The 16713-nt window shown below is 69.8% G+C and carries 15 protein-coding genes; 13 read left to right on the top strand and 2 right to left on the bottom strand.

All coding sequences use genetic code 11. The annotated features are described in order from the left end of the window. The first annotated feature begins 119 nt into the window (after positions 1 to 119). The 6 genes from ftsZ to AB0I51_RS37880 all read left to right on the top strand — a co-directional run bounded on the left by ftsZ (position 120) and on the right by AB0I51_RS37880 (position 5160). Positions 120 to 1310 carry a cell division protein FtsZ gene (gene ftsZ, locus AB0I51_RS37905; RefSeq protein WP_362982932.1) on the top strand — a complete coding sequence of 397 codons (1191 nt, stop codon included), beginning with the start codon at positions 120 to 122 and terminating at the stop codon, positions 1308 to 1310. Then, entirely contained in the window at positions 1307 to 2035 is a 729-nt protein-coding gene (gene pgeF / locus AB0I51_RS37900) for a peptidoglycan editing factor PgeF (protein WP_362982931.1), read from the top strand. Before ftsZ ends, pgeF begins: the two co-directional genes overlap by 4 nt. Before the next feature lie 6 nt (positions 2036 to 2041). Then, positions 2042 to 2761 carry a YggS family pyridoxal phosphate-dependent enzyme gene (locus AB0I51_RS37895; protein WP_362982930.1) on the top strand — a complete coding sequence of 240 codons (720 nt, stop codon included), beginning with the start codon at positions 2042 to 2044 and terminating at the stop codon, positions 2759 to 2761. A gap of 128 nt (positions 2762 to 2889) precedes the next feature. Then, positions 2890 to 3531 (top strand): cell division protein SepF, encoded by a 642-nt coding sequence (gene sepF, locus AB0I51_RS37890; RefSeq protein ID WP_362982993.1) that lies wholly within the window; start codon positions 2890 to 2892, stop codon positions 3529 to 3531. Between the two features lie 50 nt (positions 3532 to 3581). After that, positions 3582 to 3872: a YggT family protein gene (locus AB0I51_RS37885; RefSeq protein WP_019067748.1), complete on the top strand. Its 291-nt coding sequence runs from the start codon at positions 3582 to 3584 to the stop codon at positions 3870 to 3872. 52 nt (positions 3873 to 3924) lie between these two features. After that, entirely contained in the window at positions 3925 to 5160 is a 1236-nt protein-coding gene (locus tag AB0I51_RS37880; RefSeq protein WP_362982929.1) for a DivIVA domain-containing protein, read from the top strand. A gap of 175 nt (positions 5161 to 5335) precedes the next feature. Here the strand turns inward: AB0I51_RS37880 and ileS are convergent, their stop codons facing one another. Then, the gene (gene ileS, locus AB0I51_RS37875; protein WP_362982928.1) at positions 5336 to 8473 is read right to left on the bottom strand and encodes an isoleucine--tRNA ligase; all 3138 of its coding nucleotides are present in this window, start codon (positions 8471 to 8473) and stop codon (positions 5336 to 5338) included. Positions 8474 to 9077: 604 nt separating this feature from the next. On the opposite strand from ileS, the gene AB0I51_RS37870 reads away from it, so the two are divergent. The 6 genes from AB0I51_RS37870 (at position 9078) to AB0I51_RS37845 (ending at position 14819) form a co-directional block, all read left to right on the top strand. Next, positions 9078 to 10196 carry a TraR/DksA family transcriptional regulator gene (locus AB0I51_RS37870; protein ID WP_362982927.1) on the top strand — a complete coding sequence of 373 codons (1119 nt, stop codon included), beginning with the start codon at positions 9078 to 9080 and terminating at the stop codon, positions 10194 to 10196. Between the two features lie 75 nt (positions 10197 to 10271). Then, positions 10272 to 10847 (top strand): signal peptidase II, encoded by a 576-nt coding sequence (gene lspA / locus AB0I51_RS37865; protein WP_362982926.1) that lies wholly within the window; start codon positions 10272 to 10274, stop codon positions 10845 to 10847. Positions 10848 to 10899: 52 nt separating this feature from the next. After that, positions 10900 to 11844: an RluA family pseudouridine synthase gene (locus AB0I51_RS37860; RefSeq protein ID WP_362982925.1), complete on the top strand. Its 945-nt coding sequence runs from the start codon at positions 10900 to 10902 to the stop codon at positions 11842 to 11844. Beyond that, positions 11841 to 12311: a GNAT family N-acetyltransferase gene (locus AB0I51_RS37855; protein WP_362982924.1), complete on the top strand. Its 471-nt coding sequence runs from the start codon at positions 11841 to 11843 to the stop codon at positions 12309 to 12311. Before AB0I51_RS37860 ends, AB0I51_RS37855 begins: the two co-directional genes overlap by 4 nt. 108 nt (positions 12312 to 12419) lie before the next feature. Further along, complete coding sequence (locus tag AB0I51_RS37850; RefSeq protein ID WP_362982923.1) at positions 12420 to 14006, top strand: Na+/H+ antiporter; 1587 nt, start codon at positions 12420 to 12422, stop codon at positions 14004 to 14006. Positions 14007 to 14078: 72 nt separating this feature from the next. Further along, complete coding sequence (locus tag AB0I51_RS37845) at positions 14079 to 14819, top strand: SDR family oxidoreductase (protein ID WP_362982922.1); 741 nt, start codon at positions 14079 to 14081, stop codon at positions 14817 to 14819. A 24-nt stretch (positions 14820 to 14843) separates the two neighbouring features. On the opposite strand, the gene AB0I51_RS37840 is transcribed toward AB0I51_RS37845, so the two are convergent. Then, entirely contained in the window at positions 14844 to 16013 is a 1170-nt protein-coding gene (locus AB0I51_RS37840) for a mechanosensitive ion channel domain-containing protein (protein ID WP_362982921.1), read from the bottom strand. Between the two features lie 29 nt (positions 16014 to 16042). Here AB0I51_RS37840 and AB0I51_RS37835 point away from each other — a divergent pair, with 29 nt between their 5' ends. Then, on the top strand, positions 16043 to 16612 hold the full coding sequence (locus AB0I51_RS37835) for a dienelactone hydrolase family protein (protein ID WP_362982920.1): 570 nt from the start codon (positions 16043 to 16045) through the stop codon (positions 16610 to 16612). The last annotated feature ends 101 nt before the right edge of the window (positions 16613 to 16713 follow it).

Raw genomic sequence — 16713 nt, 5'->3', positions numbered from 1 at the left:
CCCTAAACTTCAACGTTAGGGTTCGGGTCGGCGCTACGGACCGTCCCATTCGGCATCCGTCGTCGGATCGCGGAACACCGCGATCGACGACACGTAACTCGAGGCGAGAGGCCTTCGACGTGGCAGCACCGCAGAACTACCTCGCAGTCATCAAAGTCATCGGTGTCGGCGGCGGTGGTGTCAATGCCATCAACCGGATGATCGAGGTCGGTCTCAAGGGCGTCGAGTTCATCGCCATCAACACCGACGCGCAGGCGCTGTTGATGAGCGACGCCGACGTCAAACTCGACGTCGGCCGCGAACTCACCCGCGGACTCGGCGCCGGCGCCAACCCGGCCGTCGGCCGCAAGGCCGCCGAGGATCACCGCGAGGAGATCGAGGAGGTCCTCAAGGGGGCCGACATGGTCTTCGTGACGGCCGGCGAGGGCGGCGGCACCGGCACCGGCGGCGCCCCCGTCGTGGCCAACATCGCCCGCTCCCTCGGCGCCCTCACCATCGGCGTGGTCACCCGCCCCTTCACCTTCGAAGGACGGCGCCGGGCCAACCAGGCGGAGGACGGCATCGCCGAACTCCGCGAAGAGGTCGACACCCTCATCGTCATCCCGAACGACCGGCTGCTGTCCATCTCGGACCGCCAGGTCTCGGTCCTCGACGCCTTCAAGTCGGCGGACCAGGTCCTGCTCTCCGGTGTGCAGGGCATCACCGACCTCATCACCACGCCCGGTCTGATCAACCTCGACTTCGCCGACGTCAAGTCCGTGATGTCCGAGGCCGGTTCGGCCCTCATGGGCATCGGCTCGGCCCGCGGCGACGACCGCGCGGTGGCGGCGGCCGAGATGGCGATCTCCTCGCCGCTCCTCGAAGCCTCCATCGACGGCGCCCGCGGCGTCCTGCTCTCCATCTCCGGCGGCTCCGACCTCGGTCTGTTCGAGATCAACGAAGCGGCCCAACTGGTCAGCGAGGCCGCCCACCCCGAGGCCAACATCATCTTCGGCGCGGTCATCGACGACGCCCTCGGTGACGAGGTCCGGGTCACCGTGATCGCGGCCGGCTTCGACGGCGGCCAGCCGCCGACCCGCCGCGAGACCGGCATGGGTTCGACCTCGGCCCGCCGCGACGAGCCGACTCCCGTACGGCCGACCGAGAGCCGTCCGTCCTTCGGCTCGCTCGGCAGCGTCAAGCCCAAGGAGGAGCCGGAGCCCGCTCAGGAGCCGGCCGCCGACCTCCCGGTGGCCCCGCCGGTCCCGCCGTCGCGGACCTACTCGGACAGCGCCGCCGAGGAGCTGGACGTGCCGGACTTCCTGAAGTGATAGGACAGCTCGACACCGTGAGCGGCGCGCACTTCGCCTTCACCGACAGGTGGGGCGGGGTGAGCGCCGTTCCGTACGAGGAGCTCAACCTCGGCGGCGCGGTCGGCGACGACCCCGACGCGGTACGTACGAATCGCGAACTGGCCGCCAAATCGCTGGACTTGGACCCGGCGCTGGTGGTCTGGATGAACCAGGTGCACGGCGCGGACGTGGCGGTCGTCGACGGCCCCTGGGGCGCCGCCGGCATCCCCTCCGTCGACGCGCTCGTCACCGCCCGGCGCGGACTCGCCCTCGCGGTCCTGACCGCCGACTGCACCCCGGTCCTGCTCGCCGACCCGGTCGCCGGGATCGCGGGCGCGGCCCACGCCGGGCGCCCGGGCATGGTGGCGGGGGTCGTACCCGCCGTCGTACGCGCCATGGTGGAACTCGGCGCCGATCCCGCCCGGATCGTCGCCCGCACCGGGCCCGCCGTCTGCGGCCGGTGCTACGAAGTGCCCGCGGACATGCGCGCCGATGTCGCCGCCGTGGAACCCGCGGCGTACGCCGAGACGAGCTGGGGCACTCCCGCGGTCGACGTGACCGCCGGAGCGCACGCGCAGCTCGACCGGCTCGGGGTGCGCGACCGGGAGCAGTCGCCGGTGTGCACCCGTGAATCGGGCGATCACTTCTCGTACCGCCGTGACCGCACCACCGGGCGGCTCGCGAGCTATGTGTGGCTGGACTGATGGTGCATGACGGACCGTAGGGACGAACTCGCCGCGAATCTGGCGAAAGTCGACGAGCGCATCGCCGCAGCCTGTGCCGCGGCCGGGCGGAAGCGCGAAGAGGTGACCCTGATCGTGGTCACCAAGACCTATCCGGCGAGCGACGTACGAACGCTGGCCGAACTCGGTGTGCGTCATGTCGCAGAGAACCGGGACCAGGACGCCGCCCCGAAGGCGGCCGAATGCGCGGATCTGCCGCTGAGTTGGCACTTCGTCGGTCAGTTGCAGACCAACAAGGTGCGATCCGTGGTCGGTTACGCCGATGTCGTGCAATCGGTCGACCGGGCCCGGCTGGTGACCGCGCTGTCCAAGGAGGCCGAGCGGTCCGGGCGCGAACTGGGCTGTCTCATCCAGGTCGCGCTGGACGCGGGAGTGAGCGGGCGGGGCGAGCGGGGTGGCGTGGGGCCGGGCGGTGTCGGGGAGTTGGCCGACCTGGTGGCCGCCTCCCCGGGACTGCGGCTCGACGGTCTGATGACCGTGGCTCCGCTCACCGGGGAGTACGCGGGACGCCAACTGGAGGCGTTCGGGCGGTTGATGGATTTGTCGACTGACCTGCGCCGAGCCCATCCGGCTGCGAACATGGTGTCGGCAGGGATGAGTGCGGACCTCGAACAGGCCGTGGCAGCCGGAGCGACACATGTACGCGTCGGCACTGCGGTACTCGGCGTGCGCCCCAGGCTCGGGTAACGTCGCCAGGAAGTCGGACCACAGTAGAAAATATGGTCAATGCCGCCGAAGGCGGGCGTAACGACCTCGTGGATCGCGGGCACTTGGCAGTCGTCAGCCGATCCACCACAGAGCGGAGGACTCAGAGAATGGCCGGCGCGATGCGCAAGATGGCGGTCTACCTCGGCCTCGTGGAGGACGATGGGTACGACGGCCGGGGTTTCGACCCCGATGACGACTTCGAACCCGAACTGGACCCGGAGCCCGAGCGGGACCGGCGGCGGCACGAGCCGTCGCACCAGGCACACGGTTCACATCAGTCCCAAAGGGACGAACCGGTACGAGTGGTGCAGCCTCCGGCCCCTCGCGACCCGGTGTCCCATTCGGCTTCACTGGGTGTGGAATCAGGGCGTCCGGCGCGCATCGCGCCCGTGGCATCCATCACACAAGAACGCCAGTCCCTGGAGAAGAACGCACCGGTGATCATGCCCAAGGTCGTGTCGGAACGAGAGCCTTACCGGATCACCACACTTCACCCCCGGACCTACAACGAGGCCCGTACCATCGGGGAACACTTCCGTGAAGGCACCCCGGTGATCATGAATCTGACTGAGATGGATGACACAGACGCCAAGCGACTTGTCGACTTTGCGGCCGGTTTGGTGTTTGGTCTTCACGGCAGCATCGAGCGGGTGACGCAGAAGGTGTTCCTGTTGTCGCCTGCTAACGTCGATGTCACGGCGGAGGACAAGGCCCGCATCGCAGAGGGCGGGTTCTTCAATCAGAGCTGAGACAGACAGCCGCTAGGAAGCACGGAACAGGGGAGAGGGAAAGACAGACCATGAGCGTGTTCGCGCAGGTGATCTACATCGCGCTGATGGTGTTCCTCATCGTGCTCATCTTCCGGTTGGTCATGGACTACGTCTTCCAGTTCGCCCGCTCATGGCAACCCGGCAAGGCGATGGTGGTCGTTCTGGAGGCCGCCTACACTGTCACCGATCCACCGTTGAAGCTTCTACGGCGGTTCATTCCGCCGTTGCGTCTCGGGGGCGTGGCGCTCGACCTGTCCTTCTTCGTCCTGATGATCATCGTCTACATCTTGATCTCTATCGTGGGCAATCTCGCGGGGTGACAGTGGACGATACGGTCTTGCCGACTGCCGATGACTACGTTGAGGTGAAGAGATGCCGTTGACCCCCGAGGACGTGCGGAACAAGCAGTTCACGACCGTCCGCCTCCGAGAAGGCTATGACGAGGACGAGGTTGATGCCTTCCTCGACGAGGTCGAAGCCGAACTGACGCGCTTGCTCCGCGAGAACGAGGACCTGCGCGCCAAACTGGCCGCGGCCACGCGTGCCGCTGCCCAGAACCAGCAGAACATGCGCAAGCCCCCGGAACAGGACCAGCAGCAGGGCGGCATGCAGCAACAGGGGATGCCCCAGCAGGGCATGCCCCCGCAAGGCATGCCGCAGCAGGGCATGCGCGGTCCGGGCGCTCCGGTGCCCGCCGGCATATCGGGCCCGCCGCAGCAGCAGATGGGCGGCCCCATGGGCGGCCCGCCCCAGCTGCCGAGCGGCGCCCCGCAGCTCCCGCCCGGCCCCGGCGGCCAGGGTGGCCCGCAGGGCCAGGGTCCGATGGGACAGGGCCCCATGGGCCAGGGTCCGATGCAGGGTCAGATGGGCCAGGGCCCGATGCAGGGCCAGATGCAGCAGATGGGCCAGGGCCCGATGCAGGGTCAGATGGGCCAGCCCCCCATGCAGCAGCAGATGGGCATGGGCGGACCGATGGGCGGCGGCATGCCGCAGCAGGGCCCCGGTGGCGACAGCGCCGCCCGTGTCCTCTCGCTCGCCCAGCAGACCGCCGACCAGGCGATCGCCGAGGCCCGTTCCGAGGCCAACAAGATCGTCGGCGAGGCCCGTTCGCGCGCCGAGGGTCTTGAGCGCGACGCCCGTGCCAAGGCCGACGCCCTGGAGCGGGACGCGCAGGAGAAGCACCGCGTCGCGATGGGCTCCCTGGAGTCCGCCCGCGCCACGCTGGAGCGCAAGGTCGAGGACCTGCGCGGCTTCGAGCGCGAGTACCGCACGCGTCTGAAGTCCTACCTGGAGTCCCAGCTGCGTCAGTTGGAGACCCAGGCCGACGACTCGCTGGCTCCGCCGCGGGCTCCGGCCGCCGCGTCGCTTCCGCCGTCCCCGGCGCCCTCGATGGCCCCGGCCGGCGCGAGCGCCCCGTCGTACGGTGGCCCGCAGGGCATGGGTGGCATGGGAGGCCCGGCTCCGGCCGGTCCCTCCTACGGCGGCCAGCAGCAGATGTCCCCGGCGATGACCCAGCCGATGGCTCCGGTCCGTCCGCAGGGCCCGTCCCCGATGGGCCAGGCGCCCTCGCCGATGCGCGGCTTCCTGATCGACGAGGACGACAACTGACCGGCCTGTAGTACGCCTCGGGCGTCGGCAGCGTTCAAAGGGCGGGGCCCCCGGATCTTCCGGGGGCCCCGCCCTTGTTCTTTCAGGGGCGCACGGCTTCTGCTCCTGCTCGAAGGCATGAGAAAGGGCCCGGTCTCCTCCACGGAGACCGGGCCCTTTCTCACATCAGTGTTGCCTATGCCTTACGCAAGCGGAACACCAACGACAGCCCCTCGTCCGTGAACGGCACGCCATACGTGTCGTCCGCCTCACCCTGGGCGAAGTCCGTCGCCAGCACCTCGTCGGCGATCAGCTGAGCGTGCTCGGCCAGCGCCGAGATGACCTCCGGGTCGGTCGACGTCCAGCGCAGGGCGATCCGGTCGGCGACGTCCAGGCCGCTGTTCTTGCGGGCCTCCTGGATCAGCCGGATCGCGTCACGGGCCAGGCCCGCCTGCCGCAGCTCCTCCGTGATCTCCAGGTCGAGGGCGACCGTCGCACCCGAGTCGGAGGCCACGGACCAGCCCTCGCGCGGAGTCTCTGTGATGATCACCTCATCCGGAGCCAGCGTGATGGTCTCGCCGTCCACCTCGACGGTCGCCGTGCCCTCGCGCAGGGCGAGGGAGAGGGCAGCCGCGTCGGCGTTCGCGACGGCCTTCGCCACGTCCTGGACGCGCTTGCCGAACCGCTTGCCCAGGGCGCGGAAGTTGGCCTTCGCGGTGGTGTCGACCAGCGAGCCGCCGACCTCGCTCAGTGAGGCGAGGCCCTCGACGTTCAGCTCCTCCGTGATCTGCGCGTGCAGTTCGCGGTCCAGGGCCGCGAAGCCCGTCGCCGCGATCAGCGCGCGGGACAGCGGCTGGCGCGTCTTGACTCCCGACTCCGCGCGCGTGGCCCGTCCCAGCTCCACCAGGCGCCGCACGAGGACCATCTGCTTGGACAGCTCCGGGTCGATGGCGGACAGGTCCGCCTCCGGCCACGAGGACAGGTGGACCGACTCCGGGGCGCCCGGGGTCACCGGGACGATCAGGTCCTGCCAGACCCGCTCGGTGATGAACGGGGTCAGCGGGGCCATCAGCTTGGTGACCGTCTCGACGACCTCGTGCAGGGTGCGCAGCGCGGCCTTGTCGCCCTGCCAGAAGCGGCGACGGGAGCGGCGGACGTACCAGTTGGACAGGTCGTCGACGAATGCAGACAGGAGCTTGCCGGCGCGCTGGGTGTCGTAGGACTCCAGAGCCTGCGTCACCTGGTCGGTGAGCGCGTGGAGTTCGGACAGCAGCCAGCGGTCCAGGACCGGGCGGTCGGCCGGAGCCGGGTCCGCCGCGCTCGGTGCCCAGTCGGACGTGCGCGCGTACAGGGCCTGGAAGGCGACCGTGTTCCAGTACGTGAGGAGCGTCTTGCGGACGACCTCCTGGATGGTGCTGTGGCCCACCCGGCGGGCCGCCCACGGGGAACCGCCCGCGGCCATGAACCACCGCACCGCGTCCGCGCCGTGCTGGTCCATCAGCGGGATCGGCTGCAGGATGTTGCCCAGGTGCTTGGACATCTTGCGGCCGTCCTCGGCGAGGATGTGGCCGAGGCACACCACGTTCTCGTACGACGACTTGTCGAAGACCAGGGTGCCGACGGCCATCAGCGTGTAGAACCAGCCGCGGGTCTGGTCGATGGCCTCGGAGATGAACTGCGCCGGGTAGCGGGACTCGAACATCTCCTTGTTCTTGTACGGGTAGCCCCACTGCGCGAACGGCATCGAACCCGAGTCGTACCAGGCGTCGATGACCTCGGGCACGCGCGTGGCCGTTTCGCCGCACTGGGGGCAGGCGAAGGCGACCGCGTCGATGAAGGGGCGGTGCGGGTCCAGCCCCGACTGGTCGGTGCCGGTCAGTTCGGTCAGCTCCGCGCGGGAACCGACGACCGTGAGGTGGTCGTCCTCGCAGCGCCAGATCGGCAGCGGGGTGCCCCAGTAGCGGCTGCGGGACAGCGCCCAGTCGATGTTGTTGTTCAGCCAGTCGCCGTACCGGCCGTGCTTGACGGTGTCCGGGAACCAGTTGGTGTTCTCGTTCTCCTGGAGGAGGCGGTCCTTGACGGCCGTGGTGCGGATGTACCAGGAGGGCTGCGCGTAGTACAGGAGAGCGGTGTGGCAGCGCCAGCAGTGCGGGTAACTGTGCTCGTACGGCACGTGCTTGAAGAGCAGTCCGCGGTCCTTGAGGTCCTCGGTGAGCTTTTCGTCGGCCTTCTTGAAGAAGACACCGCCCACCAGCGGGACGTCCTCGGCGAAGGTGCCGTTAGGGCGGACGGGATTCACGACCGGCAGGCCGTACGCGCGGCAGACCTTGAGGTCGTCCTCACCGAAGGCGGGGGACTGGTGGACCAGACCCGTACCGTCCTCGGTCGTCACGTACTCCGCGTTCACCACGTAGTGGGCCGGCTCCGGGAACTCGACCAGCTCGAACGGACGTTGATACGTCCAGCGCTCCATCTCGGCGCCGGTGAAGGTCTCACCGGTGGTCTCCCAGTCCTCGCCGAGGACCTTGGTGAGCAGCGGCTCGGCGACGACGAGCTGTTCCTCGCCGTTCGTGGCGACGACGTAGGTGACCTCGGGGTGGGCGGCGACGGCGGTGTTGGACACCAGCGTCCAGGGCGTCGTCGTCCACACCAGGAGCGCGGCACGACCGGCCAGCGGACCGGAGGTGAGAGGGAAACGGACGTACACGGAGGGGTCGACGACGGTCTCGTAGCCCTGCGCCAGCTCGTGGTCCGAGAGGCCCGTCTGGTCGCGCGGGCACCACGGGGCGACGCGGTAGTCCTGGACCAGCAGACCCTTGTTGAAGATCTCCTTGAGCGACCACCAGACCGACTCGATGTACTCGGGGTCCATCGTGCGGTACGCGTCGTCCAGGTCGACCCAGTACCCCATGCGGGTCGTCAGCTCGGTGAAGGCGTCGGTGTGCCGGGTCACGGACTCGCGGCACTTGTCGTTGAACTCGGCGATGCCGTACGCCTCGATGTCCTGCTTGTCGGTGAAGCCGAGCTCCTTCTCGACCGCCAGCTCCACCGGGAGGCCGTGGCAGTCCCAGCCGGCCTTGCGGCCCACGTGGTAGCCGCGCATGGTCCGGAAGCGGGGGAAGACGTCCTTGAAGACGCGCGCCTCGATGTGGTGGGCGCCCGGCATGCCGTTGGCCGTGGGCGGGCCCTCGTAGAACACCCACTCGGGGCGTCCCTGGGACTGGTCCAGGGTCTTGGCGAAGATCTTCTGCTCGCGCCAGAAGTCGAGCACGGCGTGCTCCAGCGCGGGCAGGTCGACCTGGGCGGGCACCTGGCGGTACGTCGGCGTTGTCATCAGCGAGCTTCCTCCGGCGGACTTTCTGCCTTCCGTCCGGAGGGACGAGAGCTACGACTTTCCGTACGCCGTGTGCGGCGCGCTCCCGCGGTACCACCCTCCTTGGCTCCCCGGTGCACCCTGCGCACCAGTGAGCCCCCTCATTGGGGTCGCGATACCGGGTCTACTCGCCACGGCCGGTCGGCTGCGGCTTTCTTCCGGCGGCTCCGGGGTGATCTTCACGTCGCGCTCGCCCCCGGGCTTCCACCGTCCCCGGGTCGCTCTGGGCTGCGTACGCCGCTACTCGTCCCCATCCACGCTTTTCGCTCCGCCCAGTGTACGGGCCCGCGCCGACAGCGGCCGACCGGTTTTGCGGGCTCCTCGGCCCGGGGCTTCCCGGCCCGCCGTATGACTCGAATGGCGCTGAACGCGCGTTCGAGGTCCGGGGTGCCGGGCTCGGCGGATTACCCGGCGGCGAGCTGGGCACAACGCATGAAGGCTCGCCGCGCGGAGCCGGAGGGGTGGACGAATCGGGCGGCGTGCCCCGTTGCCGCGGGACCCAAGTCGATTTATCGTCCCAGCACGATTCGCGTGCGTGATCACAAAATGTGAAGGGGCCGCGGCCATGGTGGCGAAGAAGACCGCCGTACAGCAGTCGGCGTCCGGGTCCACGAGCGCCAGTGCCTCCGGCGGTGGGGCCAAGGACGTGAGCGGCAAGAAGAGCGCGGTGAGGACTACCGCGGCGAAGAAGGCGGCCGTGAAGGAAGCGGCCGTGAAGAAGGTGGCCGCATCGAAAGCGGCTTCTTCCGGGAAAGCTCCGGAGGAGAGACCCGAGAGACCGGTGGCCGCCAAGAAGGCGGCGGCCAAGAAGAGCACCACGAAGTCGGCGGCGAAGAAGTCGGCGCCCACGAAGAAGGCGGCGACGAAGGCCACGACCACGAAGACGGCGGCGACGAAGGTCGCGACTCCTGAGACGACGGTGGCGAAGAAGGCGGCCGTGAAGAAGACCGCCGCTCCGAAGGCTGCCGGCCCCTCGGGTGAATCCCCGAAGAGCACCTCTACGAAGACGACCGCGAAGGCGGCCACCAAGAAGTCGGCGATCGAGAAGTCGGCCACCAAGGCGACCACGAAATCGACGGCGAAGTCGACGGCTGGGTCGACGGCGACCGCCAGGACGACGAACAGCGCGAAGCGCACGAAGAGTGCGGTCAAGAAGGCAACGGCGGGCGCGGCGCGGGCCGCGGAGCAGACGGGAGCCACGACGGTGGTTGCGAAGAAGACTCCTGGTACGGCCACGGCGGCGAAGACACCTGTTCCGAAGGCGCGGCTCGCCGCGGCTGCCGGGCCGGGCGAGCTGGCGGTCCGCCCGGGCGAGGACCCCTGGACGCCTCAGGAGGTCGAGGAGGCCCGCACCGAGCTGCAGGCCGACGCCGAGCGGCTGAGCGAGGAGATCACGTCCACCGAGCGGGCCCTCGCCGGTCTGATGCGGGACTCCGGGGACGGCGCTGGGGACGACCAGGCCGACACCGGCACCAAGAACATCACGCGCGAGAGCGAGATGGCGCTGGCCGCCAACGCGCGCGAGATGCTGATCCAGACCGAGCGCGCCCTGGGGAAGCTGGACGCGGGCACGTACGGCCTGTGCGAGAACTGCGGCAACCCGATCGGCAAGGCGCGCATGCAGGCCTTCCCGAGGGCCACCCTGTGCGTCGAGTGCAAGCAGAAGCAGGAACGCCGTTACTGAACGCCGGTACAGAGGGTGCCGAGAGGTGTGCCGTACCCTCTTCCTCAGTCAGGTACCTAGGTTCGAGGGACTCACGTGGCAGAGGCGGAGCGCATCATCGGTACGCCGGATACCCCAGAGGCGGCGGGGGCCGAGCCGGAGCAGGGCGACAGCGCGCGTCCCAGGGGCAGGCGCCGGATCGCCGTGCTGTTCGCGGTGGCAACGTTCGCCTACACCCTCGACCTGGTCAGCAAGCTGTTCGTGGTGGCCAAGCTGGAGCACCACGCGCCGATCGAGGTCTTCGGGGACTGGCTGGAGTTCCACGCGATCCGCAATCCCGGCGCGGCCTTCGGGTTCGGTGCGGCCTTCACGGTCATCTTCACGATGATCGCCGCCGCAGTGATCGTGGTGATCGCCCGGCTGGCCCGCAAGCTCTACAGCCTGCCCTGGGCGATCGCGCTCGGGCTGCTCCTCGGCGGTGCGCTCGGCAACCTCACCGACCGGATCTTCCGCTCGCCCGGCATCTTCCAGGGCGAGGTCGTCGACTTCATCGCGCCCAAGGGCTTCGCCGTCTTCAACCTCGCCGACTCGGCGATCGTCTGCGGCGGCATCCTGATCGTGCTGCTCTCCTTCCGCGGCCTGGACCCGGACGGCACCGTCCACAAGGACTGAGCCCGCGGGCTCAGGTAAGGCGGTGTCGGACCCGTCCGGCATACTCGACCGAGTGAGCACAGTTCCCGAGATCCGAAACCTGCCCGTGCCCGACGGCCTGGAGGGCGAGCGTGTCGACGCCGTCATCTCCCGCATGTTCGGCTTCTCCCGTACGAAGGCCGCCGAGCTGGCCGCGGCGGGGAAGGTCACGGTCGACGGCTCGGTGGTCGGGAAGTCCGAGCGCGTGCACGGCGGGGCCTGGCTGGAGGTCGAGATGCCGCAGGCGCCCGCGCCCGTGCAGATCGTCGCCGAGCCCGTCGAGGGCATGGAGATCGTCTACGACGACGACGACGTGATCGTGATCGTCAAGCCGGTCGGCGTCGCCGCCCACCCCAGCCCGGGCTGGACCGGCACGACCGTCATCGGCGGCCTGGCCGCCGCCGGGTACCGCATCTCGACGTCCGGTGCCGCCGAGCGCCAGGGCATCGTGCACCGCCTGGACGTCGGCACCTCCGGCCTGATGGTGGTCGCCAAGTCGGAGCGCGCCTACACCTCGCTGAAGCGCCAGTTCAAGGAGCGCACGGTCGACAAGCGCTACCACACGCTGGTCCAGGGCCATCCCGACCCGACCAGCGGCACCATCGACGCCCCCATCGGCCGCCACCCGAACCACGACTACAAGTGGGCGGTCACCGCCGAGGGCAAGCCGTCCGTCACGCACTACGACCTCATCGAGGCGTTCCGCGCGGCCTCCCTGCTCGACGTGAAGCTGGAGACCGGCCGCACCCACCAGATCCGCGTGCACATGGCCGCTCACCGCCACCCGTGCGTGGGCGACCTGACCTATGGAGCCGACCCGACGCTGGCCAAGCGGCTGCGCCTGACCCGCCAGTGGCTGCACGCCGTCCGGCTCGGCTTCGAGCACCCCGCCGACGGCCAGTGGGTCGAGTTCGAGAGCGGGTATCCGGACGATCTCCAGCAGGCCCTGGACCTGGTGCGCGAGGAGACCTACGCATGAGTCGCACGTCCTACGCGGTGCGCGTCGCCGAGGACCCGGCCGACCAGGAGGCCTGCTTCGCGGTGCGCAAGGAGGTCTTCGTCGTCGAGCAGGGCGTGCCCCAGGAGATCGAGTACGACGAGTACGACGCCACGGCGACGCATGTGCTCGCCGTGCGGGACGACGGGACGCCGCTGGGCACCGGGCGACTGCTGTACGGCGAGGTGGCTGCCGGGAAGACCGGCGGCGACCTCACCGTGGGCTCCCTGGGGCGGCTGGCCGTCACCAAGGAGGCGCGCGGGCTCGGGGTCGGGGTCGCGCTGGTGCGGGCCATCGAGGACGCGGCACGCGCGCGTGGACTGGCCGCGGTCGACCTGCACGCCCAGACGCACGCGCTGGGGTTCTACGAACGGCTCGGCTACGAGGCATACGGCCCGGAGTTCCCGGACGCAGGGATACCGCACCGGGCGATGCGGCGCGTGTTGTAGGTCATGCGGCACGTAGGGCGTCGAAAAGGCTGGTCGGGCGGGTGGCGTGGCAGGCTTTGGGCGTCCGCTGTGTGAACCGAACGTCGAGATCCCGCCGGAGCCCTGACCGTGGATCAATTGGCCCTGCTTTTCGTCCTGTTGCTCGGGGCCGTGGTGAGCGTCCCGCTGGGGGACCGGTTCGGTCTGCCGGCGCCCGTGCTCATGACGCTTCTCGGGATGGCTCTCGCGATCGCCGACTTCGTGCCGAACGTGAACGTCCCACCCGACCTGATCCTGCCCCTGCTGCTGCCACCGCTGCTGTACGCGGCCGTACGGCGCACCTCCTGGCGGCAGTTCACCGCCAACATCCGGCCCATCTTCCTGCTCGCCGTGGCGCTGGTCTTCGTCACCACTCTCGCCGTGGCCGCCGTCGCGAGCGCGATCGTGCCCGGGCTGCCGATCGCCGCCGCCGTGGCGCTCGGTGCGCTGGTGGCACCGCCCGACCCGGTCGCCGCGACCGCCGTCGCGGGCCAACTCGGGCTGCCGCGGCGGCTGGTGTCGATCCTGGAGGGCGAGGGCCTCTTCAACGACGTCACGGCCATCGTGCTCTACCACGTGGCGATCGCAGCCGCCGTCAGCGGAAGCTTCGACTTCTGGCGCGCCGGGCTCGACTTCGTGCTGTCCGCCGTCGTCGCCGTGGCGGTCGGACTGGCCCTGGGCTGGGCCGCGAACAAGCTGATGTCGGCGCTCGACGACGCCACTCTGCAGATCGGGCTCACCCTCCTGGTGCCGTACGCCTCGTACGTCCTGGCCGACGAACTGCACGGCTCCGGGGTGCTCGCCGTGCTCACCACCGCGTTGTTCCTGGCCGAGTACGCCCTCGGCGCCGACGACGTCCTGACCCGGCTCGCCGGGGCGACCGTGTGGGACGTGGTGGACACACTGGTCACCGGGGTCGCGTTCGGGCTCATCGGGCTCGAACTGCACAACGCGGTCCGTACGGCGTCCGGGCGTTGGGGCGAGATGCTCGGCTGGGCCGGCGCGATGGTCGGCGTGGTCGTGGTCGTACGGCTGGCGTGGCTGCTGCCGGCGACCTGGCTGACCAAACGGCTGCACGCCAAGCGGGACTACGACGAGGAGATCCCGACCTCCTGGCGGGAGACCGTGATCATGTGGTGGGCGGGGATGCGCGGGGTGGCGTCCGTGGCCCTGGCGCTGGCGATCCCGCTCACGATGGACGACGGGTCGGCGTTCCCCGACCGGGACGAGATCGTGTTCATCGCCTTCGGAGTGATCATGGCGACGCTGGTGATCCAGGGGCTCACGCTGCCGTGGCTGGTGAAGAAGCTCGGGGTACGGGCCGACACCGACAGCGAGAAGGCGTTCGAGAAGGAACTCGCGGTGCGGGCGGCGAAGGCCGCGAAGCGGCGGCTGCGGGAGATCGAGGACGTGGAGGAGCTGCCGGAGGAGGTGTCCGAGCAGCTGCTGCGGCGGGCGTTCGACATCGGGGTGCGGATCTCTCCCGAGGTGGGGGACGGGGAGCGGCGCGAGGCGTACGAGAAGCGGGTGAAGCGCGTGAAGCGGATGCGGCGGATCCAGGGGGAGATGCTGAGCGCGGCTCGGCACGAGGTGCTGGCGGCGCGGAGTGAGCCGGGGGCGGATCCGGAGATCGTGGACCGGGTCCTCCGGCATCTGGACGTCCGTAGTCTGAGGTGAGTCGCGTCTGCACGCATGTCAGTCGTGTAAATGCGGGAGAGGACTTCCCGGTTTCCTTTGTACGCTCGCCCCATGGCTCGCAACGTTGTGATCAGTGGTGCTGGTACGGGAATTGGGCTCGCCGCGGCGCATGCCTTCGCGGCCGGAGGGGACCGGGTGCTGCTGCTCGGGCGGCGCCGTGAGGTGCTGGAGAAGGCCGGCGTCCCCGAGGCGCTGACGTACGCCGGGGACCTGAGCGAGCCCGAAGTGGTGCGGGGTGTCGCGCGGTTCGTGGCCGAGGAGTTCGGCACCGTGGATGTGCTGGTGCACAGCGCGGGTGGCAACGGGACCCTGGAACCGGCGAGCGGCAGCGGCGACGCCCTGGACGCCGTCGCACACAACTGGACCGTCAACTTCCGTATCAACACCCTGAGTGCCGCGCTCCTCACCGAGGCCCTGAAGCCGCGGCTCGCGGAGCCGGGCGGGCGGGTGCTGTTCGTCAGTTCCATCGCCGCGTACCGGGGGTCGGGGAGCGGGGCGTACGGCGCGGCCAAGGCCGCCCTGCATCCGTACGCCCATGATCTGGCCCGGGAGCTCGGGCCGCGCGGCATCACCGTGAACGTGGTCGCGCCCGGGTACACCGAGGACACCGAGTTCTTCGGGCCGCAGATGGACGCCGCCCGGCGTGAGCAGAGGATCCGCGAGGCCCTGACCGGGCGGGCCGGTACCCCCGGGGACGTCGCCGCGACCTTGCACTGGCTCGCCTCCCCGGCCGCCGGACACATCACCTCACAGGTGATCCAGGTCAACGGCGGTGCCGAGCGAGGACATTGAGACGCGCGGAGCAGCAGGGGCCGTTCAGCTGTGGTTCGGGCCCGGGGGCTCGTGGACCGGGCGGGCGCCTCCGCGGTTCGGGCCGGATGGTTCCCGGGCGGGGGCCGACGCCTCCTGAGCGGTGCGTGCGGCGGCGCCGTTCGGAGAGGGGTCCTCGCCCGGTACCGGCGCCGCGTCCGCCGTGTTGACGCGGGGCAGGGCGTACGGATGCTCCACGTACAGCCAGCGGATCATCTGTTCGCGGACCGTGACCCGTACCGTCCAGATGTCGTCCGCGTCCTTCGCCGTCACCAGGGCCCGCACCTCCATGGTGTTCGGGGTGGTGTCGGTGACGACCAGGCCGTAGCTGCGGCCGTCCCAGGCCGGGCAGGCGCGGAGGATCTCGCGGAGCTGCTCGCGCATCGCGTCGACGGGGGCCGAGTGGTCGACCTGGAAGTAGACGATGCCGGTCATCTGCGGGGTGCCGCGCGACCAGTTCTCGAACGGCTTGGACGTGAAGTACGACACCGGCATGGTGATCCGGCGCTCGTCCCAGGTCCGTACCGTGAGGAAGGTCAGGGTGATCTCCTCGATCGTGCCCCACTCGCCGTCCACGACGACGGTGTCGCCGATGCGGACCATGTCGCCGAAGGCGATCTGCAGTCCCGCGAAGAGGTTGGCGAGCGTCGACTGCGCCGCCACACCGGCGACGATGCCGAGGACACCCGCCGAGGCCAGCAGCGAGGCACCGGCCGCGCGCATCGCGGGGAACGTCAGCAGCATCGCGGCGACCGCGACCACCCCGACGATCGCGGCGACCACCCGTGTGATCAGCGTCACCTGGGTCCGGACCCGGCGGACCCGGGCCGCGTCGCGGGAGGCACGGGCGTAGCGCGCGTACGACGACTCCACGATCGCCGCCGCGACCCGGATCATCAGCCAGGCGGTGGCGCCGATCAGCACCAGGGTCAGGGTCTGGCCGATGCCGACCCGGTGTTCCTCCAGCAGTTGCGCCTGGTCGTAGGAACCTCTCAACAGGGCCGCGCAGATCACGAGTTGGTAGGGCACGCGGCCGCGGCGCAGCAGACCCCACAGCGTGGTGTCGTCGTGCCGGGCGTCCGCCTTGCGCAGCAGCAGGTCGGTGACCCAGCCGATGAGCAGTGTGAGGACGACGGAGCCGCCGATGACGATCAGCGGGCGCAGTACGTTCTCCATGTGTCCGACCGTACTGGCACGATGGCTTCATGAACATCATGCTCTTCCACTCCACGTACGGACTCCGTCCGGCGGTCCGCGAGGCCGCCGACCGGCTGCGCGCCGCGGGCCACGAGGTGTGGACGCCGGACCTCTTCGAGGGGCATACGTTCGAGACGGTCGAGGAGGGCATGGCCTTCAACGACGGGATCGGCAAGGACGAGCTGCTGAAGCGGGCCGTGCTGGCCGCCGCCCCCTACTCCGAGCGCGGCCTCGTCTACGCCGGGTTCTCGCTCGGCGCCTCCATCGCCCAGACCCTCGCCCTCGGCGACGAGAAGGCCCGCGGCCTGCTGCTCCTGCACGGCACCTCGGACATCGCGGCCACCGCCTCCGTCGACGACCTCCCGGTCCAGCTGCACGTCGCCGAGCCGGACCAGTTCGAGACCGACGACTGGCTCAGCTCCTGGTATCTGCAGATGGGCAAGGCCGGCGCCGACGTCGAGATCTACCGGTACGCCGGAGCCGGCCACCTGTACACCGACCCCGGCCTCCCGGACTACGACGAGGAGGCCGCCGAGGCCACCTGGCGGGTGGCCTTCGGCTTCCTGGAGACTCTCTAAGCGGTCTGGGTGATGTCGGCTGCGGTGTGGGTAGGCGTCCTGCGGGAGGGACGCGATGCCGAAGAACCTCCATCTCGAGCTGACCGATGATCAGCGTCGTG

It is taken from the genome of Streptomyces sp. NPDC050549 (assembly GCF_040655035.1).
Taxonomy (GTDB): Bacteria; Actinomycetota; Actinomycetes; order Streptomycetales; family Streptomycetaceae; genus Streptomyces.
The sequence above is the reverse complement of the archived record's forward strand: the minus strand, read 5'-3'. Positions and strand labels throughout refer to the sequence as shown.

Coding starts and splice junctions, on each gene's coding strand:
- sepF (WP_362982993.1), top strand. CDS start 2,890: ATGGCCGGCGCGATGCGCAAGATGGCGGTCTACCTCGGCCTCGTGGAG.
- AB0I51_RS37835 (WP_362982920.1), top strand. CDS start 16,043: ATGAACATCATGCTCTTCCACTCCACGTACGGACTCCGTCCGGCGGTC.
- AB0I51_RS37885 (WP_019067748.1), top strand. CDS start 3,582: ATGAGCGTGTTCGCGCAGGTGATCTACATCGCGCTGATGGTGTTCCTC.
- AB0I51_RS37855 (WP_362982924.1), top strand. CDS start 11,841: ATGAGTCGCACGTCCTACGCGGTGCGCGTCGCCGAGGACCCGGCCGAC.
- AB0I51_RS37840 (WP_362982921.1), bottom strand. CDS start 16,013: ATGGAGAACGTACTGCGCCCGCTGATCGTCATCGGCGGCTCCGTCGTC.
- AB0I51_RS37880 (WP_362982929.1), top strand. CDS start 3,925: ATGCCGTTGACCCCCGAGGACGTGCGGAACAAGCAGTTCACGACCGTC.
- AB0I51_RS37870 (WP_362982927.1), top strand. CDS start 9,078: ATGGTGGCGAAGAAGACCGCCGTACAGCAGTCGGCGTCCGGGTCCACG.
- ileS (WP_362982928.1), bottom strand. CDS start 8,473: ATGACAACGCCGACGTACCGCCAGGTGCCCGCCCAGGTCGACCTGCCC.
- AB0I51_RS37895 (WP_362982930.1), top strand. CDS start 2,042: ATGACGGACCGTAGGGACGAACTCGCCGCGAATCTGGCGAAAGTCGAC.
- AB0I51_RS37845 (WP_362982922.1), top strand. CDS start 14,079: ATGGCTCGCAACGTTGTGATCAGTGGTGCTGGTACGGGAATTGGGCTC.